20 protein-coding genes are annotated in these 21,921 nt (G+C 62.4%); 11 read left to right on the forward strand and 9 right to left on the reverse strand.

What is annotated here, in order from left to right:
• The first annotated feature begins 97 nt into the window (after positions 1–97).
• On the forward strand, positions 98–865 hold the full coding sequence (locus BM399_RS09365) for an SDR family NAD(P)-dependent oxidoreductase (RefSeq protein ID WP_092867369.1): 768 nt from the start codon (positions 98–100) through the stop codon (positions 863–865).
• 524 nt (positions 866–1,389) lie between these two features.
• Here BM399_RS09365 and eutC read toward each other — a convergent pair.
• The 3 genes from eutC to BM399_RS09380 all read right to left on the reverse strand — a co-directional run bounded on the left by eutC (position 1,390) and on the right by BM399_RS09380 (position 4,366).
• The gene (gene eutC / locus BM399_RS09370; RefSeq protein WP_092868142.1) at positions 1,390–2,169 is read right to left on the reverse strand and encodes an ethanolamine ammonia-lyase subunit EutC; all 780 of its coding nucleotides are present in this window, start codon (positions 2,167–2,169) and stop codon (positions 1,390–1,392) included.
• Between the two features lie 2 nt (positions 2,170–2,171).
• Positions 2,172–3,557, reverse strand: coding sequence for an ethanolamine ammonia-lyase subunit EutB (locus BM399_RS09375; RefSeq protein ID WP_092867371.1), 1,386 nt, complete (start codon positions 3,555–3,557; stop codon positions 2,172–2,174).
• 116 nt (positions 3,558–3,673) lie between these two features.
• Positions 3,674–4,366, reverse strand: coding sequence for a TetR/AcrR family transcriptional regulator (locus tag BM399_RS09380; RefSeq protein ID WP_092867373.1), 693 nt, complete (start codon positions 4,364–4,366; stop codon positions 3,674–3,676).
• 127 nt (positions 4,367–4,493) lie between these two features.
• Between BM399_RS09380 and BM399_RS21150 the strand changes: the two genes are divergently transcribed.
• The 9 genes from BM399_RS21150 (at position 4,494) to BM399_RS09420 (ending at position 15,745) form a co-directional block, all read left to right on the forward strand.
• On the forward strand, positions 4,494–4,649 hold the full coding sequence (locus BM399_RS21150; RefSeq protein WP_177228105.1) for a hypothetical protein: 156 nt from the start codon (positions 4,494–4,496) through the stop codon (positions 4,647–4,649).
• A gap of 67 nt (positions 4,650–4,716) precedes the next feature.
• Positions 4,717–6,102 carry an aspartate aminotransferase family protein gene (locus BM399_RS09385; RefSeq protein ID WP_092867375.1) on the forward strand — a complete coding sequence of 462 codons (1,386 nt, stop codon included), beginning with the start codon at positions 4,717–4,719 and terminating at the stop codon, positions 6,100–6,102.
• Positions 6,099–6,851, forward strand: coding sequence for a gamma-glutamyl-gamma-aminobutyrate hydrolase family protein (locus tag BM399_RS09390; protein ID WP_092867377.1), 753 nt, complete (start codon positions 6,099–6,101; stop codon positions 6,849–6,851). The genes BM399_RS09385 and BM399_RS09390 overlap by 4 nt, the downstream gene beginning before the upstream one ends.
• A complete protein-coding gene (locus BM399_RS09395) occupies positions 6,848–8,194 on the forward strand; it encodes a glutamine synthetase family protein (protein ID WP_092867379.1) in 1,347 nt (448 codons plus the stop codon). Before BM399_RS09390 ends, BM399_RS09395 begins: the two co-directional genes overlap by 4 nt.
• Before the next feature lie 11 nt (positions 8,195–8,205).
• The gene (locus tag BM399_RS09400; protein ID WP_092867381.1) at positions 8,206–9,693 is read left to right on the forward strand and encodes an aldehyde dehydrogenase; all 1,488 of its coding nucleotides are present in this window, start codon (positions 8,206–8,208) and stop codon (positions 9,691–9,693) included.
• 17 nt (positions 9,694–9,710) lie between these two features.
• Complete coding sequence (locus BM399_RS09405) at positions 9,711–11,165, forward strand: NAD-dependent succinate-semialdehyde dehydrogenase (protein WP_092867384.1); 1,455 nt, start codon at positions 9,711–9,713, stop codon at positions 11,163–11,165.
• Positions 11,166–11,244: 79 nt separating this feature from the next.
• The gene (gene gabT / locus BM399_RS09410; protein ID WP_092867386.1) at positions 11,245–12,540 is read left to right on the forward strand and encodes a 4-aminobutyrate--2-oxoglutarate transaminase; all 1,296 of its coding nucleotides are present in this window, start codon (positions 11,245–11,247) and stop codon (positions 12,538–12,540) included.
• Positions 12,541–12,719: 179 nt separating this feature from the next.
• Positions 12,720–14,042 carry an omega-aminotransferase AptA gene (gene aptA, locus BM399_RS09415; protein WP_092867388.1) on the forward strand — a complete coding sequence of 441 codons (1,323 nt, stop codon included), beginning with the start codon at positions 12,720–12,722 and terminating at the stop codon, positions 14,040–14,042.
• A gap of 206 nt (positions 14,043–14,248) precedes the next feature.
• Positions 14,249–15,745 (forward strand): CoA-acylating methylmalonate-semialdehyde dehydrogenase, encoded by a 1,497-nt coding sequence (locus BM399_RS09420; protein ID WP_092867390.1) that lies wholly within the window; start codon positions 14,249–14,251, stop codon positions 15,743–15,745.
• Between the two features lie 97 nt (positions 15,746–15,842).
• Here the strand turns inward: BM399_RS09420 and BM399_RS09425 are convergent, their stop codons facing one another.
• Both BM399_RS09425 and ald read right to left on the reverse strand, forming a co-directional pair.
• Positions 15,843–16,202, reverse strand: coding sequence for a hypothetical protein (locus BM399_RS09425; protein WP_092867392.1), 360 nt, complete (start codon positions 16,200–16,202; stop codon positions 15,843–15,845).
• A 282-nt stretch (positions 16,203–16,484) separates the two neighbouring features.
• Complete coding sequence (ald, locus tag BM399_RS09430) at positions 16,485–17,609, reverse strand: alanine dehydrogenase (RefSeq protein WP_092867394.1); 1,125 nt, start codon at positions 17,607–17,609, stop codon at positions 16,485–16,487.
• A gap of 152 nt (positions 17,610–17,761) precedes the next feature.
• On the opposite strand from ald, the gene BM399_RS09435 reads away from it, so the two are divergent.
• The gene (locus BM399_RS09435; RefSeq protein WP_092868143.1) at positions 17,762–18,241 is read left to right on the forward strand and encodes an Lrp/AsnC family transcriptional regulator; all 480 of its coding nucleotides are present in this window, start codon (positions 17,762–17,764) and stop codon (positions 18,239–18,241) included.
• Here the strand turns inward: BM399_RS09435 and BM399_RS09440 are convergent.
• The 4 genes from BM399_RS09440 to ribH form a co-directional block, all read right to left on the reverse strand.
• Complete coding sequence (locus tag BM399_RS09440) at positions 18,238–19,584, reverse strand: L,D-transpeptidase family protein (protein ID WP_244531175.1); 1,347 nt, start codon at positions 19,582–19,584, stop codon at positions 18,238–18,240. The genes BM399_RS09435 and BM399_RS09440 overlap by 4 nt on opposite strands.
• A gap of 253 nt (positions 19,585–19,837) precedes the next feature.
• A complete protein-coding gene (gene thiL, locus BM399_RS09445) occupies positions 19,838–20,887 on the reverse strand; it encodes a thiamine-phosphate kinase (RefSeq protein WP_092867398.1) in 1,050 nt (349 codons plus the stop codon).
• Between the two features lie 33 nt (positions 20,888–20,920).
• Positions 20,921–21,418 carry a transcription antitermination factor NusB gene (gene nusB, locus BM399_RS09450; RefSeq protein ID WP_092867400.1) on the reverse strand — a complete coding sequence of 166 codons (498 nt, stop codon included), beginning with the start codon at positions 21,416–21,418 and terminating at the stop codon, positions 20,921–20,923.
• Positions 21,415–21,918 (reverse strand): 6,7-dimethyl-8-ribityllumazine synthase, encoded by a 504-nt coding sequence (ribH, locus tag BM399_RS09455; protein WP_092867402.1) that lies wholly within the window; start codon positions 21,916–21,918, stop codon positions 21,415–21,417. The genes nusB and ribH overlap by 4 nt, the downstream gene beginning before the upstream one ends.
• Positions 21,919–21,921 lie beyond the last annotated feature (3 nt).

A 21,921-nucleotide genomic window follows, 5' to 3' on the forward strand; every position in this document is an offset into this window, starting at 1 on the left:
GACCCTCTTCGATGTCAAAAAATGATACGGGCCGGATCAAACGATCCGGCCCGCATCTGTTACACATCCTCGCAAGCGTCTCGACAGGAGCAAGAAAATGGCAGACCGGCTTAAGGGTAAGATTGCGATCATTTCGGGCGGAGCAACGGGCATGGGCGGCGCCTCATCCCGCCTTTTTGCCGCCGAAGGTGCGGCGGTTGGCGTGATCGACCGAAACGAAGAGGCCGGACGCGCTGTCGTCGCCGAGATCAACAACGCCGGGGGCAAGGCCGTTTTCGCGGCCGCCGACGTCGCAGATCAAGCGCAGGTGAATGCCGCCGTCGCGAGCGTCACATCCGCCATCGGGCAGGCCAACGTGCTCTTCAATCACGCGGGCACGATCATCATCAAGCCGTTCCTCGAGACGTCGCTCAAGGAGTGGGAATGGCTCATGGGCGTCAACGTGACGAGCATGTACCTGATGACGCAAGCGGTTCTACCGGGAATGCTGGAGCTCGGCGGCGGGTCGATCGTGTGCACGTCGTCGATTTCGGCCATTGCGGCAACGCCTATGGAGACGGCGTACAATACGTCGAAGGGCGCCTGCCACATGTTCGCGCGGTCCATCGCCGTCGAGTATCGCGATAGAGGCATTCGCTGCAACGCGGTCTGCCCAGGTTTCGTCAAGACGCCTCACGGTCTGCACGAAGTCGCGGAGCTGTCGAGGCGCGGCGTCGACGCGTCGGATGCCGCCCTTGCCGTGCAGCAGGGCCGCCTCTGCGAGCCGGAAGAAGTTGCGCGGGCTGCCCTCTTCCTCGCCAGCGACGAAGCGAGCTTCGTCAACGGCGCGCATCTGTTCGTGGATAACTGCTTTACGGCGGTTTGACACCGCCGCCACATGTCATCCTCGGCGTTATGCCGAGGATCCATCGCCCAACAAATTCCAGCGCTCGCTGGTAAATGGATCCTCGGGCCAAGCCCGAGGATGACAACTTGCGGGAAGCTTCCGGGCGAGGCGCTGCGCTCGGCCGAGGATGACGTGTCGGGGGTGGAGTGCGGTCATGGCGCACGCAGTCGACCACAATCACCGTCATGCGGACGGAGGTCGGCACCCAGACAAGCTTCAATAAGGACTACAGAGGCTGTGCGCTCCTCGCGGACCACGAGCGCGAATGCTCTGCACTTTGCCTGGATCCCGGCCTTCGCCGGGATGACGAAGCGTTGTTGGTCCTGGGTCCCGGCTCTGCGCTGCGCTCCGGCCGGGATGACACGTGGTTGCATCCGAAGCAAAGATTGTCATCCCGGGCGAGCCATCTTGCGAGATCCGGGACCCACCTTCCTAGCGGCTAGATGACGGTGGGCGGGATAGCGCTTTGGCCAGGATGACGCCTACTACTCGGGGTCGATCCGCTAACCGATCAGCTCGGGTCCCGGCTGGCCTTCGATCAGGAACTGGGAGTCGTCCTTCAAGTTGACGCCGGTCAGTCCGCGCCGGAACGCTTCCCGCAGCAGCCACGCCGTTTTGAACGTGCCCTCGTCGTAAGAGAGCCCGCGCTGGCGAATGTTCGAGATGCAGTTGCGGTCGGCGTCCTTGATGCCGATGCGCGGCGAGAACGTCAGGTATACGCCGAGGCTGTCGGGCGACGACAGGCCCGGCCGCTCCCCGATCAGGACGAGTACGGCTTTGCCGCCGAGAATTTCGCCCGCTTCATCGCCCAGCGCGACGCGGGCATCGTCGGCGAGTAGGACCGGCGATAGTTTCCAGCCCGCTTTCACGACGTAGGGCATGAATGCCGACATATACGCCAGCGTGTTAGCTGCGACGCCCAGCGACGAGAGACCGTCGCCGACGAGAATAACGAGATCGGGTTTCGCCGATCCTTCGACCTCGGATGCGCGAACGAGCGCCTCGCGCGAGACGTCGGAGAGGCGGCGGCCGAGATCGGGTCGGCGGAGATACTCGGACCGGTCGCTGGCGGCGCTCGCTATTCTCAATGTCGAAAGACCGAGATTCGACAGGCCTTTTTCGATCGGCGTCCAATCGATCGGCGTCGTTACCGCGTCTCGCGCCATGGCGTGCGAGAGGGCGAAATTCAGAACTTCGCGCGTCGGCATAGCAGAGCCCGACCGGCCGAGGCCGATGCGCGCGTCCGTGAACCGCTTCAGATTTGCCCAGGGATCCTCTGTCATGGTCATGCCGCCAATGCCTGCGCGTGCGTGAGGAGCGGATTGCCCGGAGCATGCGGTGCGAGGTGACCGCTTGTGTCCGTCACCCCTATGCGGGAGAGCCAGGCTTCGAACTCGGGCGCACGCTTCAGCCCCAGCGCTTCCCGCACGTAGAGCGCGTCGTGGAACGAGGTCGACTGATAATTCAGCATGATGTCATCGGCGCCGGGGATACCCATGATGAAATTGACGCCCGCCGCGCCGAGCATCATCAACAGGATGTCCATGTCGTCCTGATCGGCTTCGGCGTGGTTCGTGTAGCAAATATCGCAGCCCATCGGCAGGCCCAGCAGCTTGCCGCAGAAATGATCCTCGAGCCCGGCCCGGATGATTTCCTTGCCGTTATAGAGATATTCCGGCCCGATGAAGCCGACGACGGTGTTGACGAGAAGCGGCTTGAACTGGCGGGCCACGGCATAGGCGCGGGCCTCGATCGTCTGCTGATCGCAGCCGTGATGTGCGTCCGCCGACAGTGCCGACCCCTGCCCCGTTTCGAAATACATGCAGTTGTCGCCGACAGTTCCGCGCTTGATGCTGAGGGCGGCTTCGCGGCCTTCCTTCAGATGCGCGAGCGTGACGCCGAAGGATGCATTAACGCCCTCCGTGCCGCCGATCGACTGGAATACGAGGTCTACCGGCGCGCCCTTGGCGATGGCGTCGATCGTGGTCGTGACGTGGGTCAACACGCAACTCTGCGTCGGGATCTCGAAGCGCGAGATGATGTCGTCCATCATCACCAAAAGATCGGTGATCGCCGTGAGATTGTCGCTCGCCGGGTTGATGCCGATGACGGCATCGCCGCAGCCGTACATCAGACCGTCGACGATCGAGGCCGCGATGCCTTTCTTGTCGTCGGTCGGGTGATTGGGTTGCAGGCGTACCGCCATATGGCCCGGAATGCCGATCGTATTGCGGAACTTCGTGATGACGTGCGCCTTCTTGGCGCCGAGCACGAGATCCTGGTTGCGCATGATTTTCGAGACGGCTGCGACCATCTCCGGCGTCAAACCCTGTGCGAGGGCGGAGACTTTCTGCGGCGTCGCATTTTCGGAGAGAAGCCAGTCGCGGAATTCGCCGACCGTCATATGTGAGATTGGCGCGAAGGCTGCCGCATCGTGGGTATCGATGATGAGGCGCGTTACGTCGTCGGCTTCATACGGGATGATCGCTTCGTTGAGGAACTGCTTCAGGGGTACATCGGCGAGCGCCATCTTGGCGGCGACATTCTCGGCGGCCGATGTCGCCGCGACGCCTGCAAGCACGTCGCCCGAACGCGGCGGTGTCGCTTTGGCCAGAAGTTCTTTGAGGGTCGAGAACGTGTAAGTGGTTCCGCCAGCGTGCACCCGATACATGGCATTCTCCCCGGTCACCGGTCGCTCGTACCAATAATGTCGCAAGGGCCTATCTACGCAAGCTTCAATTCGTGCTCATCCTGTTGTCATCAGCACGTTTGCAGTGCAAGCGCAGGTTAATGCGTAGCGAAACCGACTTTCGATTTGTGTGCTGAGTTGTCTGGCCGGCGCGCTGCGAGAGCCGCCACCCCGAAGATGAAGACGTTGATCGAATTGTCGAACGCGGCGTCCGGATCGAGTGTCTTGAGAGCCGGAATAAGCGACCTGGTCGCTTTGTAGGTCTCGGGCTCGAGGCCTTCGAGTTCCGTTTCATCGCCGGGCCCGATCGGGCGCAGGAGGCCCTCTGCCTCCGCGAGCGCGAACCCCAAGACAAAAGCGTAAAACGCGAGGCCAAGGCCGGCGACGTCAGCGTCGGCAAGCCCGGCCTGCCGCAGCGCGCAATAAACGACTTCGCTCGATATGTGGTCGGTGGGTCCTGTCGCGTTGTAGCGGAAATGCAGAGGAAAAACGAGCGGATGGCGGTGCGCGAGCGTCCGATACACGTTGGCGACGGCCTTGAGGTCGCTTTGCCAATTCGAGGTCGATACCGGCATTTCGATGTCTCGCAAGGCGCGGTCGGCAATGGCGCGAAGGAGTTCAGCCTTCGAACCGAAATGATGCAAGACCGTCATCGGGTCGACGCCGAGGACGGCGCCGAGCTTCCGGATCGAAAATCCCTGCTCTCCAGTGCTCGCGAATAGATTAAAGGCGGCGTCGAGGATCTCGGATCTCTCGACCCCCCGGCGTGCCCGGGATTTCGGTTCTGCCATTTCGCGTGGCCCTTGACACTTCTACACTGTAGAGAATACTCTAGAAGCCATTGAATAAGCAAGTATCGCTGTCGTTAGTTATCGAGCGTCGCATCGCGGATGGTGCGGCCGGCCAGGGAACATCGGTATGGCGCCGTCGGGTATCCGGCTCCCGGCTATTTTCGCTGACAGTGCATCGGCTCCGGCCGGCTGCAGCGAGACCTCGCGCCTCATGAAAAGCGCGCCTTATCCGAAGCGCGAGCTTCTGAAGCTGTGCGCCCGCATCGGCTACACGCCGCACTGACGTCTCCCAGCTTTTTTACCGACTGGGCCGCAACAGGCCCTCAACCATTCCGCTGGAGAGAAAACCCGTGTCCAACCGATTTCAGACAAAGCAGATCCAAGACCTCGACGCGCAGCACCATTTGCATCCCTTTTCGGATCACCAGTCGCTGCGCGCGGGTCAGAACGTCCGCGTCATCGTGAAGGGCGAAGGTCCTTACGTCATCGACAGCGAAGGTCACCGCATTCTCGATGGCATGGCCGGCCTTTGGACGACCAACATCGGCTACGGCAATAAGGAGCTTGCTCAGGCCGCCTACGACCAGATGGTCGAGCTGCCGTTCTACAATACGTTCTTCAAGACGACGCATCCGCCCGTCGTGGCGTTGTCGCGCAAGCTCGCCGAAATCGCACCGGCTCACATCAATCAGGTCTTCTTCGGATCGTCAGGCTCGGAATCGAACGACACGGCGATCCGCCTCATCCGTCACTACTGGGCGCTCAAGGGCGAACCAAAGCGGCGGATCATCATCAGCCGCAAGAACGCGTACCACGGGTCGACCATCGCAGCCGGCTCGATGGGCGGCATGAGCCATGTCCATCAGCACAGCTATCCGGTCTACGAAGGGTTCCGGCATGTGATGGATCCCTATTGGTACGGAGATTCATTCCCGGGCGAGACGCCGGAGGCTTTCGGGCTTCGTGCGGCGCGCGCAATCGATGAAGAAATTCTTCGCTGCGGACCGGAGAACGTGGCGGCATTCGCGGGCGAACCCGTTCAGGGCGCGGGCGGCGTCAAGATTGCGCCATCCACCTATTGGCCGGAAGTGCAGCGCATCGTCGACAAGTACGGCATTCTGCTTCTCGCTGACGAAGTGATCACCGGTTTCGGCCGCGTGGGGACGTGGTTTGCGTCGGAATTCTATGGCATTCGGCCGAACCTCATCACCTTCGCGAAGGCCGCGACGTCCGGCTATATCCCGCTCTCCGGCGTTCTCGTCGACGACAAAATCGTCGAAGCGCTGATGTCGACGGACGACGACTTCAATCACGGTTACACCTTCTCGGGCCATCCGGTTGCCTGCGCCGTCGCGTTGAAGAACCTCGAGATCATGGAGCGGGACCGGCTCGTTCCGAAGGTCAAGGAGACGACGGGTCCGGCGCTCGCCAAGCTCTTCGCCCGCTTCAAGGATCACCCGCTTGTGGGCGAGGTGCGCACGGTCGGCATGCTCGGCGCGATTGAACTCGTCGCCGACAAGAAAACGCGCAAGCGCTTCGACGATCCGGGCCGCGTCGGCCTTATCTGCCGCGATCACTTCTTCCGCGAAGGCTTCATCATGCGGGCCGTCTACGACACGATGGTGTGCGCACCGCCGCTGACTTGGACGGACGCGCAGTTCGAAGAAGCTGGTGCCGTCATTCAGAAGGCACTCGATCAGACGCTCGCAGACGTCAGTGGAGAGCTTGCGGCATGAGCCGGCCGATTATCGTCATTCCCTGCAGCACGGAAACGGTCGGCGGGCTCACCGGCGACGTCGTGGTGCGGAAATACGCGGTCGCGGTCGTCGAAGGCTCGGAGTGCCAGCCGCTCTTCGTGCCGGTCGGCCAGAACCTCGCCGACATCCCCTCCGTGCTCGATGTGGCGTCCGGCATTCTGCTGACGGGCGCCATCTCGAACGTTCACCCCGAGCACTACAGCGACGAGGAGCCAATCCTCCCGCACGCGATCGATCGCGATCGGGATGCGGTGACGTTGCCGCTCATCCGCGCGGCCGTCGAATGCAAGCTACCGCTCTTTGCGATTTGCCGGGGCTTCCAGGAGCTCAACGTCGCGCTCGGCGGCACGCTGCACCAGGCCGTGCATACCCTTGAGGATTACGCCGATCATCGCGAGCCGGCGGTCACGGATTTCGACGTGATGTTTGCGGCTCGCCATCCGGTTACGCTCAAGGGCGAGCTCAAGAAGTGGCTCGGGCAGGACGAGATCATCGTCAATTCGCTGCACGGACAGGGCATCAAGTCCCTTGCCGAGCCGCTCGTCGCCGAAGCATTCGCCGAAGACGGGTTGATCGAAGCTGTGCGGGCGGCTTCCGGGCATCCGTTTTCGCTTGGCGTGCAATGGCACCCCGAGTGGCAGATCCATTCAAACCCTCAGTCCCTGGCTCTGTTCCGTCGCTTCGGCGACGCTGCGAGAGGCAAGATCGCAAAAGGACAGGCCGCATGACCGACACTTTCATCACCATCGACGAAGCGGCCGCGTTCCTCGACGCCAATCCGACCGTCACCTGGATCGACATCGTCCTCTTCGACATGAACGGCATGGCGCGGGGCAAGCGGGTCCGGCGCGCCGATCTCGTCGGCGCCGTCAAGAACGGCCTCCTGCTTCCGGCGTCGGTTTACGTGCTCGACCCGCGCGGCAACTCGATCGCGGAGACGGGCCGTCTTTGGGAAACCGGCGATCACGACATTCCATTCCGCATTCTCGCCGGCACGCTCAAGCCGGTGCCGGCGGGCGCGGGAACGCACGCGCAAGCCGTGATGGTGCCGGTGGATTTCTGCGATATGTGTCCGCGGGCCGTGCTTCGGGGGCAAGTCGATCGCCTCGCTGTCGCCGGGCAGACGCCTGTCGTCGCCGTGGAGCTTGAATTCTACGTCACGCGCCGCTCGCCCGATGGTCATTTCACTCTCGAGACGCCGCCCGGTCTCTCGTCCGATCCCGAACGGCCGATGACCTTCCAGTTCGAGGAAATGGATACGCTCGGGCCGTTCATCGACGACGTTTACCGGATCGCCGAGGCCCAGGGCCTTCCGGTCGATGCGGTGATGCAGGAATCCGGTCCCGGGCAGTTCGAGATCAACCTCAAGCACAGCGATGCCATGTCGGCGGCGCTCAACGGCGTATTGCTCAAGCGGGCGGTAAAGGCTGCGGCGCGCGCCCACGATCTCGAAGCGACCTTCATGGCCAAGCCGCATCACGACTGGACCGGCTCGGGGATGCACATCCACGTCAGTCTCGTCGACAGCCAAGGCAAAAACCTGTTTGCCGGCGAGCCGATGGCGCCGATGTTCCGTCAGGCCATCGGCGGCTTGTGCCAATCCATGCCGGACTTCATGGCCATCTGGGCGCAATCGGCCAATGCCTACCGGCGCTATGTGCCGGAATCCTATGTTCCGATGGCCGCCCACTGGGGCTTCAACAACCGCACCGTCGCGCTGCGCATTCCAGCCGGCTCAGGCCCTGCGACGCGCATCGAACATCGCGTTTCGGGGGCGGACGCCAACCCGTTCCTCGTCGTCGCCGCGATCCTGGCCGGTATTCGCCACGGCTTAACCAATGCGATCGACCCAGGACAGCATGCCGAAGGCAACGCGGAAACGCTCGACGGCGCCTCCCTTCCGACAGCCTGGGTCAACTCGCTTGAGAAATTCCGCTCATCGAAAATCGTGCGGGAAGCATTCGGCGCGCCGTTCCAGGACGTCTATTATAGGCTGAAGCAGACCGAACGGATCGCGTTCGAACGCATCGTCACCTCTCTCGACCACGCGTGGTACGCTCAAGTTGCATAAGGCATAGCGTCATGACATCGCTCGCGCATTTCGAAGCGATAGCTGGCTCGATAAAGCTTCCGGGAGAGGCCGTCATCGACGGCCGCCTCGCCGGTAGCGCGTCGGGCAAAACGTTCGACAACGTCACGCCGCGGAACGGACGAATTCTCAATCGCGTCGCGCAGTGCGATGCGGCCGACGTCGACGCCGCCGTCAGAAGCGCACGCCGGACTTTCGAGAACGGGTCATGGCGGAAGCTCCATTATCGCGAGAAGAAGAAAATACTTCTCAAGCTCGCGGACTTGATGGAGCGCGATATCGAGACCTTGGCGGTTCTCGAAAGTCTCGATGTCGGCAAGCCGATCTCGAACGCGCTCGGGGGCGATGTACCGAATGCGATCCGCAGCCTCCGTTATTACGCCGAAGCACTCGACAAGATTTACGGCGAGGTCGGCCCCGAAGCGCCGGACCGGTTTTCGTTCGTGGTGCATGATCCGCTCGGCGTGGTCGGCGCCATCGTGCCGTGGAATTTTCCGCTCCACATGGCGATGTGGAAGGTTGCTCCGGCGCTCGCGATGGGGAACTCCGTCGTTCTGAAGCCCGCCGAGCAGTCGCCTCTCACGGCGCTGAAACTTGGCGAACTCGCGCTCGAAGCCGGGCTGCCGCCCGGCGCTCTCAACGTCGTCCCCGGTTTCGGCACTGAAGCCGGGAAAGCTCTCGCGCTGCACAACGACGTCGACATGATCGCCTTCACCGGATCGGGCGCGGTGGGTCGACTGCTGATGCAGTATTCCGGACAGAGCAACTTGAAGCGCGTTAGCCTGGAGCTCGGCGGCAAGTCTCCGCACATCATCTTTGCAGATTGCCCGGATCTTGATCGCGCTGCCACGGAAGCAGCCTGGGGCGTCTTCTATAATTCAGGGCAGGTATGCACTGCCGGGTCTCGTCTCCTTGTGCAGGAATCTATAGCGGATGATTTCCTCGATCGGCTCATAAGGATCGCCCGCAAGATCGTTGCCGGTGATCCCCTCGAGCCTTCGACCGCCACGGGCGCCATGGTGAATGAAGAGCAGATGAAAACGGCACTACGCTACATCGAAACGGCGAAGCGCGAGGGCGGGTCCCTGGCGCTCGGGGGTAGTCGCACGCTGGCTGACACCGGCGGCTTCTATGTCGAGCCGACGGTGTTCGATCAGGTCAAGCCTGAGAACACGCTGGCGCGTGAGGAAGTTTTCGGTCCTGTGCTCGCCGTCACCCGATTCAAAGAGCCCGATGACGCCATTCGCATCGCCAACGATACGAACTATGGTCTCGCAGCCGGACTCTGGACGAAGGACATTTCGCTCGCGCACCGTGCCGCCCGCGAAATCCGCGCCGGCCTCGTCTGGATCAACGGCTGGGACGCCTGCGATATTACGATGCCGTTTGGCGGCTTCAAGCAATCCGGCTTCGGCCGCGACCGCTCGCTTCACGCACTCCATAAGTATGCCGACCTGAAGTCGGTATCGATCACGTTCTGACGCCCCCGGAGACGATAATGAATATCAAGCCCTCGACCCCCTTCCCGACCGCCGCACTCATCGACGGACAGTGGGTCAACTCGCCGAAGACGTTCGCGGTTCTCGACCCGGCGACGGGCGAGAAGATCGCAGATGTGCCGGATCTGACGCCGGAGGACACCAAGCGCGCCATTGATGCCGCCGCCAAGGCGTTCCCGGCCTGGGCCGCCAAACCCGCGAAGGATCGCGCAGTCATCCTGCGGCGCTGGTTCGATCTCATCATTGCCGAGACGGAGTCGCTTGCGCAGCTGATGACGGCTGAGCAGGGCAAGCCCATCGCCGAAGCGCGCGGCGAAGTCGCCTATGGTGCGTCGTTCATCGAGTGGTTCGCCGAAGAAGGCAAACGTGCCTACGGCCATACGATCCCGACGACGGTTGCTTCGCGCCGCTATGTGACGATCAAGCAGCCGATTGGCGTTTGCGCCGCGATCACGCCGTGGAACTTCCCGATCGCGATGATCACGCGCAAAGTCGGCTGCGCGCTTGCCGCCGGCTGCACGATCGTCGTCAAGCCTTCGGAAGAGACACCGCTTTCGGCTATCGCCCTCGCGAAGCTCGCCGTCGATGCGGGCGTGCCTGCCGGCGTGTTCAACGTCATCACGACGCTCGATGGTCCAGGGTGCGGCAAGGTTCTGACCGCTGACGACCGCGTCCGGAAACTGACGTTCACAGGGTCGACCGAGGTTGGCCGCATCCTCTATCGCCAGTCCGCCGATACGATCAAAAAGCTGACGCTCGAGCTCGGCGGCAACGCGCCGCTCATCGTCTTCGACGACGCCGACTTGCAGCAGGCGGTCGCCGGAACGATGGCTTCGAAGTTCCGCAACGCGGGCCAGACGTGCGTCTGCGCCAACCGCATCCTCGTGCAGGCGGGGATCTTCGACAAGTTCGTCGCTAGCCTGAAGGAAGCCGCCGGAAAGCTCGTCGTTGCTCCGGGCCGGGAAGCGACGTCCACCATCGGGCCGCTGATCAATGGGGACGCGATCGAGAAGGTGAAATCTCTGCTTTCGGATGCCGTATCCCATGGCGCGAAAATCGAGATGGGCGGCAAGCCCGACGATCACGGGGCGCTGTTTTTCTCGCCGACCATCGTGACAGGGATCACGGACAAAATGGCCATCGCGACAGAGGAAATTTTCGGGCCGGTCGCTTCGATCTTCCGCTTCGAGACGGAAGCCGAGGCGATCCGGATCGCCAACGACACCCCGTTTGGCCTTGCTGCCTACCTCTTCAGCCAGAACCTGTCGCGGGCGTGGCGGGTGGCGGAGGCGCTCGAAGCCGGCATGGTCGGCGTCAACGAGGGCGTCTTCTCCAACGAGGTCGTGCCATTCGGCGGCATCAAGCAGTCGGGTCTCGGCCGCGAGGGCGCCCAGGAAGGTCTCGACGAGTACCTCGAGACGAAATTCATCTGCCTTGGCGGCATCAGCGCCTAGCAGTCAAGTTTCGGCGGGGCAATTCGACTATTGCTCCGCTGAGCCATCATAGACAGCCAGCCCATTTGAAGGACCGACAATGGCTACCTCCGTCGAACTCCAGGCCCGCCGCGTTGCCGCCGTTCCGCGCGGCGTCGGCAACGTCACGCAGATCTTCGCCAAGACGGCGAAGAATGCCGAAATCTGGAGCGAAGACGGCAAGCGCTACATCGACTTCGGCGCGGGCATCGCGGTCGTCAATACCGGGCATCAGCATCCTCGCCTCGTGGCCGCGATCCAAGAGCAGCTTAAAGCCTTCAGCCACGTCTGCTTTCAAGTAACGCCGTACGAGAATTACGTCAGCCTCGCCGAGCGGCTGAATGCCATCGCACCCATTCCGGGGCCCGCGAAAACGATGCTCGCCTCGACCGGCGCCGAAGCGGTCGAAAATGCCGTCAAGGTCGCGCGTGCGTTCACCGGCCGCTCCGGCATCATCTCGTTTGCTGGCGGTTTTCATGGCCGCACGCACATGGGCATGGCGCTGACGGGCAAGGTCGTTCCCTACAAGAAGGGCTTCGGACCGTTTCCGTCTGACGTCTACAATGTCGAATTCCCGAACCTCTATCACGGCGGCAGCACCGAGCAGAGCATCAGAAGCCTGAAGTCTCTCTTCAAGCACACGGCCGATCCGTCGAGCATTGCCGCAATCATCATCGAGCCGGTGCAGGGCGAAGGCGGCTTCAATGTCGTGCCGAAGGATTTCATGGTCGCGCTCAGGAAGCTTTGCGACGACAACGGCATCCTGCTGATCGCGGATGAGATCCAGACCGGCTTCGCGCGAACCGGCAAGCTCTTCGCGATGGAGCACTACGGCGTCAAGGCCGACGTCGTCACCATGGCGAAGGGGCTCGCAGGCGGCCTTCCGCTCTCGGCCATCGTCGGGCGCGCCGACGTGATGGATGCGTCGAACCCCGGCGGTCTCGGCGGCACGTATGCCGGCAATCCGATCGCCTGCGCGGCCGCTCACGCCGTGCTCGACGTGATCAACGAGGAAAAGCTCTGCGATCGCGCCAACGCCATCGGCAAGATCATCATGGATCGGTGCGCGTCGCTTCAGAGCAATTCGAACCTCAATTGCATCGGTGACGTGCGCGGTCTCGGCGCCATGTGCGCGGTGGAACTCGTCAAGGACAAGGCGAGCGGGGAACCCGCGCCCGAACTCACCGCCGCGCTGCTCAAAGCCGCCAACGAGCGCGGGCTGATTTTGCTATCGTGCGGCACGTACGGCAACGTCGTCCGCTTTCTCGTGCCACTGACGGCGAGCGATGAACTGGTTCGCGAGGGCATGGATGTTTTCGAAGCGGCGCTGACCGACGCCGTCGCTCGCGCTGCTTGATGATTGGCCTCGGCGACTCCCCTCCGGGGAGCCGGCCGCCGAGGCCGAAGAGAATGATTGGCCTCAGCTGCTCCCTCCGGGGAGCCGGCCGCCGAGGCCGAGAAGAGATGAAATAATTGGCCCAGACGGCTCCTCTTCGGGGAGCCAACTGGCGAGACCGAAATAGAGGAAAGAGACCCATGAACGTCCAAATCAAACCGAACGATCTTGCAGCGTTCTGGATGCCGTTCACCGCGAACAAACAGTTCAAGGCGAACCCGCGCTTGTTCGTCGGCGCCAAGGACATGCACTACATCACCAACGATGGACGGCGCGTTCTCGATGGCACGTCAGGTCTCTGGTGCGTCAACGCCGGTCACTGCCGGCCGAAGATTGCCGAAGCCATCAAGGCGCAAGTCGATACGCTCGACTTCGCAGGCACCTTCCAGATGGGGCACACACGCGCTTTCGAAGCCGCGACGCGTCTCGTCGATCTCGCGCCTGAAGGGTTCAACCAGGTATTCTTCACCAACTCGGGATCGGAGTCGGTCGAGACTGCCCTCAAAATGGCGATTGCGTATCACCGCGCGAAGGGCAACGCTTCGAAGGTGCGCCTGATCGGCCGTGAACGCGGCTATCATGGTGTCAACTTCGGCGGCATGTCGGTCGGCGGCATCGGCCCGAACCGCAAGATGTTCGGCGCGCTCGTCGCGGGCGTCGATCATATGCGCAACACGCATGATATCGCCCGCAACGCGTTCTCGCGCGGCGAACCGGAACATGGCGCCGAGCTTGCCGACGATCTCGAACGTCTCGTCGCGCTCCACGACGCTTCGACGATCGCGGCCGTCATCGTCGAGCCCGTCGCCTGCTCGGCTGGTGTTTTGATCCCGCCGAAAGGTTACCTGAAGCGCCTCGAAGCCATCGCGCGCAAGCACGACATTCTCTTGATCGCTGACGAAGTCATCACCGGGTTCGGCCGTCTCGGCACCTCGTTCGGGTCGGATTACTTCGGCATCTCGCCCGACATCATCACGACGGCGAAGGGTGTGACCAACGGCACCGTTCCGATGGGCGCGGTGTTCGTCAAATCGCACGTCCACGACGCCTTCATGAACGGCCCGGACTGGATGATCGATTTCTTCCACGGCTACACGTATTCGGGCCATCCGGTCGCCTGCGCGGCCGCCATCGGGACGCTCGATACCTATGCCGAGGAAGGCCTGCTGACGCGCGCGGCCGAGCTTGCGCCCTATTGGGAAGAGCGCGTGCATGCTCTCAAAGGGCTTCCGCACATCATCGATATTCGCAACATCGGCCTGATCGGCGCGGTCGAATTCAATCCGGATCCGGCGCAACCCGGAAAGCGCGCCTACGAGCGGTTCGTCAAAGCCTTCGAGGCAGGCCTTCTCGTCCGGCAGACGGGCGACATCATCGCTCTGTCCCCGCCGCTCGTTATTTCGAAGAGTGAGATCGACCAGCTGTTCGACATCTTCACGAAGGTGCTGAAGGCGGATTACTGATGAGAGCGGCGCCTCATTCCTCTTTCCCCCTCCCCTCCAGGGGAGGGGTTAGGGGTGGGGTGATACTCAGCGGACGGTGGAAAAACGCAGGCAGTCACTAGCCTCGTCTCCCCACCCCCGACCCCTCCCCGCTGGGGAGGGGAGAAGAGAAACGGTACATCCAAGCTCGCACGATCGAGCGCGACGATATTGGAAGCGAGATACCCATGCACATGATCGAGAATGCCATCAACGGCCGCCGCGCCGCCGTCCACGCTGCGCGCACCGCGCCCGTCTTCAATCCGGCGACGGGCGAGGAAGTCGCGCGGCTGCCGCTGTCGAGCGCGGAAGATCTCAATGCGGCTGTGGCCGCGGCGAAGGCTGCCGCCGCTTCGTGGGGCACGACGCCCCCGATGAAGCGCGTCCGGCCGATGTTCAAGTTCAAGGAGCTTCTGGAGAAGAATGCCGACGAGATCGCACGGGCGATTTCGCGCGAGCACGGCAAGACGCATGCGGACGCGCTCGGCGAACTGGCGCGCGGGATCGATGTCGTCGATTTCGCCTGCGGAATTCCTCATCTCCTGAAAGGCGAGTTCAGCCGCAACGTCGGGCCTGACATCGACAGTTGGTCGGATCGCCAGCCGCTCGGCGTCGTCGCCGGCATCACGCCTTTCAATTTCCCGGCCATGGTGCCGATGTGGATGTTTCCGGTCGCCATCGCGTGCGGCAACACTTTCATCTTGAAGCCCTCGGAGCGCGACCCGTCGGCGCCGATGCTGCTCTGGGAGCTTTTCCAGGAAGCGGGCCTGCCGGCGGGTGTTTTCAACATCGTGCACGGCGATAAGACGATCGTGGACGCCATCCTCGACCATCCGGATATCTCGGCTGTGTCGTTCGTCGGCTCGACGCCCGTCGCGCAGTACATCTACGGCCGCGGTTCGGCCAACGGAAAGCGCGTCCAGGCTCTGGGCGGCGCGAAGAACCACATGATTGTCATGCCGGACGCGGACATGGATCAAGCCGTCGATGCTCTCATGGGCGCGGGTTACGGCTCGGCCGGCGAGCGCTGCATGGCGATATCGGTCGCGGTTCCGGTCGGCGAGAAGACGGCGGATCGACTCGTCGAAGCTCTCGCGCCGCGCGTCGCCAACCTGAAGGTCGGCCCCGCATCGGATGCGGCATCCGAAATGGGCCCCGTGGTGACGGCAGACGCGAAGCGGCGCATCACGTCGCTCATCGACAAGGGCGTCGCTGAAGGCGCCAAGCTCGTCGTGGACGGCCGCGGCCTGAAGCTTCAGGGCTATGAGAACGGCTACTTCCTCGGCGGCACGCTGTTCGATCGCGTCACGCGCGACATGACGATCTATCGCGAGGAGATTTTCGGGCCGGTTCTTTCCGTCGTTCGCGCCCAGAACTACGACGAAGCGGCCGATCTCATCAATACGAACGAATACGGCAACGGCACCGCGATCTTCACCCGCGACGGCGATACCGCGCGCGCCTTTGCGGATCGCATCGAAGTCGGCATGGTCGGCATCAACGTGCCGCTGCCGGTTCCGGTCGCGTATCACTCATTCGGCGGATGGAAGCGGTCCGCGTTCGGAGACCATGCGATCTACGGTCCGGAAGGCGTGCATTTCTATACGCGCCTGAAGACGGTCACCTCGCGGTGGCCGGCCGGCATCCGCAAGGGCGCGGAGTTCAATTTCCCGAGCTTGAAATAAAATAAATGCGGCGCCGGGATCATCCGATCCGGCGCCGCACTTCTTTAAGAATAAGGAATGTTCCGCGAGCGAACGACTTTAGCTCGCGAATGCCAAATCAGCGAAGATACGGGCAGACCCGTTCGATGCCGCGGCGATCGATGTACGTGCCGGTCCGATAGCTGAAATCCGGGAAGTCCCGCGCGCAGCGATTCATATCAGCCCGATCAGCGCGTTGCTCGGCGACTGCGGACGCGATCAACGCGCCGCCGACGATACCGCCGATGAAGGCTCCCGGTCCCCAGCCCCAACCACCGCCGCCGCCGCGCCAACCAACGTTCGTCACGCCGTTGTGTTGCGCCAAAGCCGGTACGCCAGCACTGAACGGGGCTGCGGCTGCTTGCTCGGTCGCTGCAAACGTTGCCGTCATCGAGACGGCGACGAGAGATGATGCGATCAGTTTTTTCAGTTTGGTCATGGATGCGTTCCCACCGTGAAACGATGTGCCTTTCCCGCCTAACGCGGCCAACGAATTGATCCGTCGCTAAACCGCGAAACGATCACAGGCATTGATGAATCGTTGAAAAAAAACATCGCGCGCGTTCGCGACATTTCGAAGGCACACCTAGTGGCGCAATACGTCGCCGATAGAACGCTTCGGAGAACAAGTACCGGAAAAGAAAACCGGCCGCTCCGGGGGGAGGAGCGACCGGTTTGATGGCCGCCGGTGAGGGATCCGGCGGCACGGGGGTTCTTCAAATTACTCAGCAGCGAGACGAACAGCGCGACTGGTTTCTACACTGTCGAAACCTAACGATGCGGCCACTGCCGCATGCATTATGCGTCCATCCTTGACGTTCAACCCAGCTGCTAGATGGGGATCTCTATCAAACGCTGCAAGGCCTCTTTCCGCAAGCTTCAGGACGAATGGCAGTGTTGCATTATTGAGGGCCTGCGCCGACGTGACGGGCACGGCGCCCGGCATGTTGGCGACGCAGTAATGAATGATGCCGTCGACTTCGAATGTCGGGCGGGCGTGGGTGGTCGGCTTCGATGTCTCGAAACATCCGCCCTGATCGATGGACACGTCGACGAGGACGGCGCCCCTTTTCATGTCCTTCAGCATCGCGCGATTGACGAGCTTCGGCGCGCTCGCGCCTGCGATCAACACCGCGCCGATCACGACATCGGCTGCGAGCACTTCGTGCTCGATCGTCTCCATCGTCGAGGCCAGCGTCGTGGCGCGCCCTTTGAAGACTTCGTCCAGCTGACGGAGACGCGGGAGCGACCGATCTATGATGGAAACCTCGGCTCCGAGACCGACGGCCATGCGGGCCGCGTGCGTGCCGACGACCCCGCCGCCGAGCACGACGACCTTCGCGGGCTTCACGCCCGGAACGCCGCCCAGCAGAACGCCACGCCCGCCTGTCGGGCGGCGCAGAGCAATCGCAGCTGCTTCAATCGAAAGACGGCCGGCGACTTCGCTCATTGGGGCGAGGAGCGGCAGGCCGCCCGCGGGATCCGTGACCGTCTCGTAGGCGATCGCCGAGACGCCCGATTCCATCAGGCCAATTGCCTGGGGGGCGTCGGGAGCAAGGTGCAAATAGGTAAACAGGATTTGATCAGACTTCAGGCTCTTCCACTCGGCCTGCTGGGGCTCCTTAACCTTCACGATCAACTGAGCTTCGGAGAACACTTCGTCCGCCGTCTTGACGATGCGAGCGCCGGCCTTTTCGTAAACGGCGTCGTCGGCGAAAATGCCGACTCCGGCGCCGGACTGGACGATGACCTCATGACCGCGGGCAGCCAGCTCGCGAACGGAGCCTGGCACCAGACCCACGCGAAATTCGTCAGTCTTGATTTCCGTAGGAACACCGATCCGCATCTTCGATCCCCTCGGTTGGCGCCTCAATAGGCCGCCGTGCTCTTCTACGGTGTAGGTTGGCACAAAAGCTGCGCCGTTACCCAGCAATTCCGCTTGCCCTGGGCTGATATTTCGCAGCAAATCATCGTCACTTGGCTGAAGGACGCTGGAAAATGGCGGAAATTGCGATGGATGCGCTGGATAAGGCGATTCTGACCGCGCTCCTCGCCGATGGCCGCCAGAGCCAAGTCGAACTGGCGGAGCGGGTGCCCCTCTCGCCCACGGCTATCGGCCGGCGGATCCGCGCACTCGAACAGTCAGGCGTGATCTCGGGTTATGAGGCCAAAGTCAATCGCAAGGCCCTCGGCTTTACGATGATGGTCGTCGTGCAGATCAGCCTCGAGAGCCAGAACCAGGATCTGCTCGTGGCGTTCGAACAGGCGGCTGCAGCGGCGCCGTCGATCGTGTCCTGTTACATGATGTCGGGGCAGGACGATTATCTGATCACGGTGCTGGCGCGAGATCTTGCCGATTTCGAGCGGATCCATAAGGAGCAGCTGTCGCGGCTCCCCGGTGTTTCCCGACTGCATTCGAGCTTCGTGCTGCGCGAGGTCACAAGCCGATCCCTGCCGGGATCGGCCTTGCTACGTTAGGGTGCGAGAGCCGCCGCGGCCGATGCAGGCGGGGCATCATCGGCGTCGCGCTGATAGGACATCTGCATCGCAGAGCCGTCGCGGCCATAGATGTCCGGGCGGAATTCAATCGCGCCGGTGGACGGCTCGGCCCACGCCGTGATGTAGGTGAAGTAAACCGGAATGGGACGCGTCAGCTTCAGTTCCATGGGCTGGCCCGAATCGAGCTGCTGACGGACGCGGCCCGGCTGATCCCAACCCGCCTCGTAATGGGCGATCCAATCGCCCAGATCGAATACGTTCTGCACGCGAACGCATCCGGCGCTGAAGGCGCGGCTGCGCTGGTCGAACAGATTCTTCATCGGCGTGTCGTGCATGTAGACGCCGTATTGATTGGACATGTCCAAACGCAGCAGACCGAGCGCGTTCTTTTCTCCCGGATCCTGCTTGAACTTGTAGTTGGCGGTCTGGGGCGACGACCAATCAATGGTCTTGCGATCGAGTTCGGGGCCGTTGTAGCCGTTGTAAACGCGGATGCCTTCTTCCTCGAGGTAGCCGGGTTCCTTCCTGAGGCGCGGGATGAGGTCGAGCGTTGCGACACTGTCGGGCACGCGCCAGAATGGGAAGAAGTTGAGCGCCTTGATCGTCGCGCGGACATCGGGCGTTTCGCGGCCCTGCCGTCCAACGATCACGCGATGGCGAAGCTGCACTTCGAACTTGTCGACGGCTTCGAGCTGGAATGCCGGAACGTTGACCAGCACGTACCGCTCTTCGACGCCTTGCATCAGGCCGCGAAGCCGTTCGTAGTTCAGTTTGAGCTGCGCCAAGCGCTGTTCGGCCGTGATGTTCAGTACGGGATAGACCGATTGCTCGATTCGCCCCGTCTCGCGGATGCCGTTGCGCTTCTGGAAGCGCTTCACGCCTTCCGTCAGTTCAGAGTCGAACGTTTGAACATCGTAGTAGGAGCCCTTTGCGGGCATGTCGCCGCTGATCCTCAGACGCTTCCGCAGAATCGGAACGCGCGGATCATCATCGCCTTCACGCAGCATGCGTCCTTGCGGAACGACCGGCCAGCCGCCGCTATCGACGATCTTCTGGTAACGCTCGATCGCCGCGGCGACGGCATTGAGCATCACGTCGCTGCGCCACGGGGTTGCGTCCGGCCTCAGGTCATCGAGCGCAACCGGTGTCGGCGGCGGCGGGGTATCGCTCGCGCCACGACCGAAGCTCGGTCCCTGGATCTGATCCCAAAGGCTGATCTGCGCGTGACCCTCGGTCGCGAACTGCGGGAGAAGCTGAATGACCGAAACAACCAGCATCAGCGCGGCAGCCTTCAGAACCGAAGTTCCAAACCGCGTTGTCAAAACCAAATCCCTCATCCCGCTTGCCCGGCTTTCCGCTAAATGATGCGTACCAGTTATAAAACTTCTTCCGGCTACGCTTTTGAATTTCGACGCCGCTCATCTATGTGGCAGCACACGTGCCTTTTCAGCCACTTAAGTACCAGCACCCATATGGCCAAACAGTGACGATCTACCAACCCAATCCCGTCGCAGCCAGAGGCCGAAATGCAGATCTGTGTTGCAGGCGAGCCCCGCTTCGCCGCCTGTTTACGGCCTAGCGGGAGAAATGGTCGTAGCCCAACTGCTGCCCGTCGATCAGCGTTCCGTGTTGGTCGCGAATTTCGAATTTCCGCCCGGCCTCGAGCACACCCAGACGGCTGATCGCGATGCCTGCTCGTTCGGCACCGATTTTGAAATCCGCGATTGCGGCGGGAGGGACGGCAACAAGCAGCTCATAGTCGTCCCCTCCGGTTAGGACCGTTTTCGCGACGGCGGCGTCATGGGCCAGTGCGGCACCGACGGCCGGAGACATGGGGACGGAGCCGAGGCCGAGAGAAATTCCCGATGGTCCGGCGAGCCGGGCGAGGTCCTTCATCAGACCATCAGAAATATCGAGCGCGGCGGACGCATGATTTCGCAATGTTTCAGCGAGCGCCAGCCGGGGCTTCGGACGGAGATAGCGGCCGAGAACGAAGGCGCGCTCGTCGTCGCTCAAAACCCCTTCGAAAGCCGAGGCGTCTCTGCGGACGGCAAGTCCGAGCGCCGCATCGCCAATGGTTCCCGTGACGAAGACGTGGTCGCCGGCTGCCGCTCCCAGGCGGGGCACGAATTTACCGGCCGGCACGGCACCGAAGATCGTTATGCCGATCGAAAGCGGACCGGGCGTGCGGTCCGTATCGCCGCCAATGAGACGGCAGCCGAAGCTTTCCTGTGCGCTTCTGAGGCCATCGGAGAATCTCGTCATCCAGGCACGGGTGGGCGCATCCGGCAGGGCGAGCGTCAATATGTAGGCGAGCGGTCTTGCGCCCTTTGCAGCCATGTCCGAGGCGTTGACCGCGAGCGCTTTCCAGGCGACGTCCTCGGGCGCGTCGTCGATGAAGAAATGTACGCCCGCGATGATGGGATCGCTGCTGACGACGAGATCGGTTCCGGGCTCGGGAGAGATCAGTGCGGCGTCGTCGCGAAGTCCGAATGCGCCCGCGCTACCTGCCGCGAGCGGCGCCAAATAGGTCTGCACGAGATCGGTTTCGCTTTCGACGCGATCTGCTGGCCGATCTTCTGGCCGATCCTCTGATCCTGGCGCGTTGGCGTGCGTTGGCGGCATACTCTCCAAGCCCAGCGCTCGCGCGCTACGTCCTCAGGATGGCGTTACTCGCCTGACGAATTCGTGTCCCCGAACCTTTCGCGCGATCTTGTCGAGCACGCCGTTCACCACGCGGGGTTCTTCGTCGTCGAAGAAGACGTGCGCGACATTGACGTACTCGTTGATGGCGACGCGGGCCGGAACGTCCGCCCGATCAACGAGTTCGGCGACGCCTGCCCGGAGAATGGCCCGCAAGATGGAATCGACGCGTATCAGGCTCCAGCCGATCGCGAGCTGCTCGTCGATCATCGGATCGATTTCGCGCTGCCGGCGCAGAACCGCACGCAGGATGTCGGCGAAGAAAACGCGATCAGCCGTCGCCAGAACTTCATCGCGATTATCGCCTTCAAAGCGCTGTTCGATGAACTCGGCTATGACATCGTTGACGTCCGTTCCCGCCATGTCCATCTGATAGAGCGCCTGCACGCCCGCAATCCGAGCTGCGGTACGAGGCGTTATTTCCTCCAGCCTGGATTTGCCTTTGGCGGTCATGCCGTCGTTTCCCAGAAAGCGCGCTTCGCCTCGATAAGCCGCAAGCATGCGCGCGCGGCATCGCCGCCTTTACCTGTAATTCCGCCTTCGGCGCGTGCCACTGCCTGCTCGCGCGTATCGACTGTGAGAATGGCATTGCCGACGGGAATGTTCTGGCGCATGGCCACATCCATCATCCAGTGGTTCGCGTTATTGCACACGATGTCATAGTGCGCTGTCTCTCCGCGAATGACACAGCCGAGAGCGACGGCACCGTCGAACGCGGTCCGTCCGGCTGAGCGCGCGTCCGCCGCGGCGGCCAAAACCTGGGGAATTTCGAGCGCACCCGGGACGGCAATCCGCTCGTATGTGGCGCCGCGCTTTTTGCACTCGGCGATCGCCCCTTCGATGAGCATATCGGCGATGTCGTCGTAGTAGCGCGCCTCGATGAAAAGGATATGCGCGCGAATCGGAGCCGCGCTCTTTTCGTCCCGCGGTGCTCCTGGGGTTTTCTGAATCATGTG

Source organism: Hyphomicrobium facile (assembly GCF_900116175.1).
Classification (GTDB): Bacteria; Pseudomonadota; Alphaproteobacteria; order Rhizobiales; family Hyphomicrobiaceae; genus Hyphomicrobium_B; species Hyphomicrobium_B facile.

Bases quoted from the DNA above. Each gene is read 5' to 3' on its own strand.
- BM399_RS09365 (WP_092867369.1), top strand. From the start codon at position 98: ATGGCAGACCGGCTTAAGGGTAAGATTGCGATCATTTCGGGCGGAGCA.
- eutC (WP_092868142.1), bottom strand. From the start codon at position 2,169: ATGACAGAGGATCCCTGGGCAAATCTGAAGCGGTTCACGGACGCGCGC.
- BM399_RS09375 (WP_092867371.1), bottom strand. From the start codon at position 3,557: ATGTATCGGGTGCACGCTGGCGGAACCACTTACACGTTCTCGACCCTC.
- BM399_RS09380 (WP_092867373.1), bottom strand. From the start codon at position 4,366: ATGGCAGAACCGAAATCCCGGGCACGCCGGGGGGTCGAGAGATCCGAG.
- BM399_RS21150 (WP_177228105.1), top strand. From the start codon at position 4,494: ATGGCGCCGTCGGGTATCCGGCTCCCGGCTATTTTCGCTGACAGTGCA.
- BM399_RS09390 (WP_092867377.1), top strand. From the start codon at position 6,099: ATGAGCCGGCCGATTATCGTCATTCCCTGCAGCACGGAAACGGTCGGC.
- BM399_RS09395 (WP_092867379.1), top strand. From the start codon at position 6,848: ATGACCGACACTTTCATCACCATCGACGAAGCGGCCGCGTTCCTCGAC.
- BM399_RS09400 (WP_092867381.1), top strand. From the start codon at position 8,206: ATGACATCGCTCGCGCATTTCGAAGCGATAGCTGGCTCGATAAAGCTT.
- BM399_RS09405 (WP_092867384.1), top strand. From the start codon at position 9,711: ATGAATATCAAGCCCTCGACCCCCTTCCCGACCGCCGCACTCATCGAC.
- gabT (WP_092867386.1), top strand. From the start codon at position 11,245: ATGGCTACCTCCGTCGAACTCCAGGCCCGCCGCGTTGCCGCCGTTCCG.
- aptA (WP_092867388.1), top strand. From the start codon at position 12,720: ATGAACGTCCAAATCAAACCGAACGATCTTGCAGCGTTCTGGATGCCG.
- BM399_RS09420 (WP_092867390.1), top strand. From the start codon at position 14,249: ATGCACATGATCGAGAATGCCATCAACGGCCGCCGCGCCGCCGTCCAC.
- BM399_RS09425 (WP_092867392.1), bottom strand. From the start codon at position 16,202: ATGACCAAACTGAAAAAACTGATCGCATCATCTCTCGTCGCCGTCTCG.
- ald (WP_092867394.1), bottom strand. From the start codon at position 17,609: ATGCGGATCGGTGTTCCTACGGAAATCAAGACTGACGAATTTCGCGTG.
- BM399_RS09435 (WP_092868143.1), top strand. From the start codon at position 17,762: ATGGCGGAAATTGCGATGGATGCGCTGGATAAGGCGATTCTGACCGCG.
- thiL (WP_092867398.1), bottom strand. From the start codon at position 20,887: ATGCCGCCAACGCACGCCAACGCGCCAGGATCAGAGGATCGGCCAGAA.
- nusB (WP_092867400.1), bottom strand. From the start codon at position 21,418: ATGACCGCCAAAGGCAAATCCAGGCTGGAGGAAATAACGCCTCGTACC.
- ribH (WP_092867402.1), bottom strand. From the start codon at position 21,918: ATGATTCAGAAAACCCCAGGAGCACCGCGGGACGAAAAGAGCGCGGCT.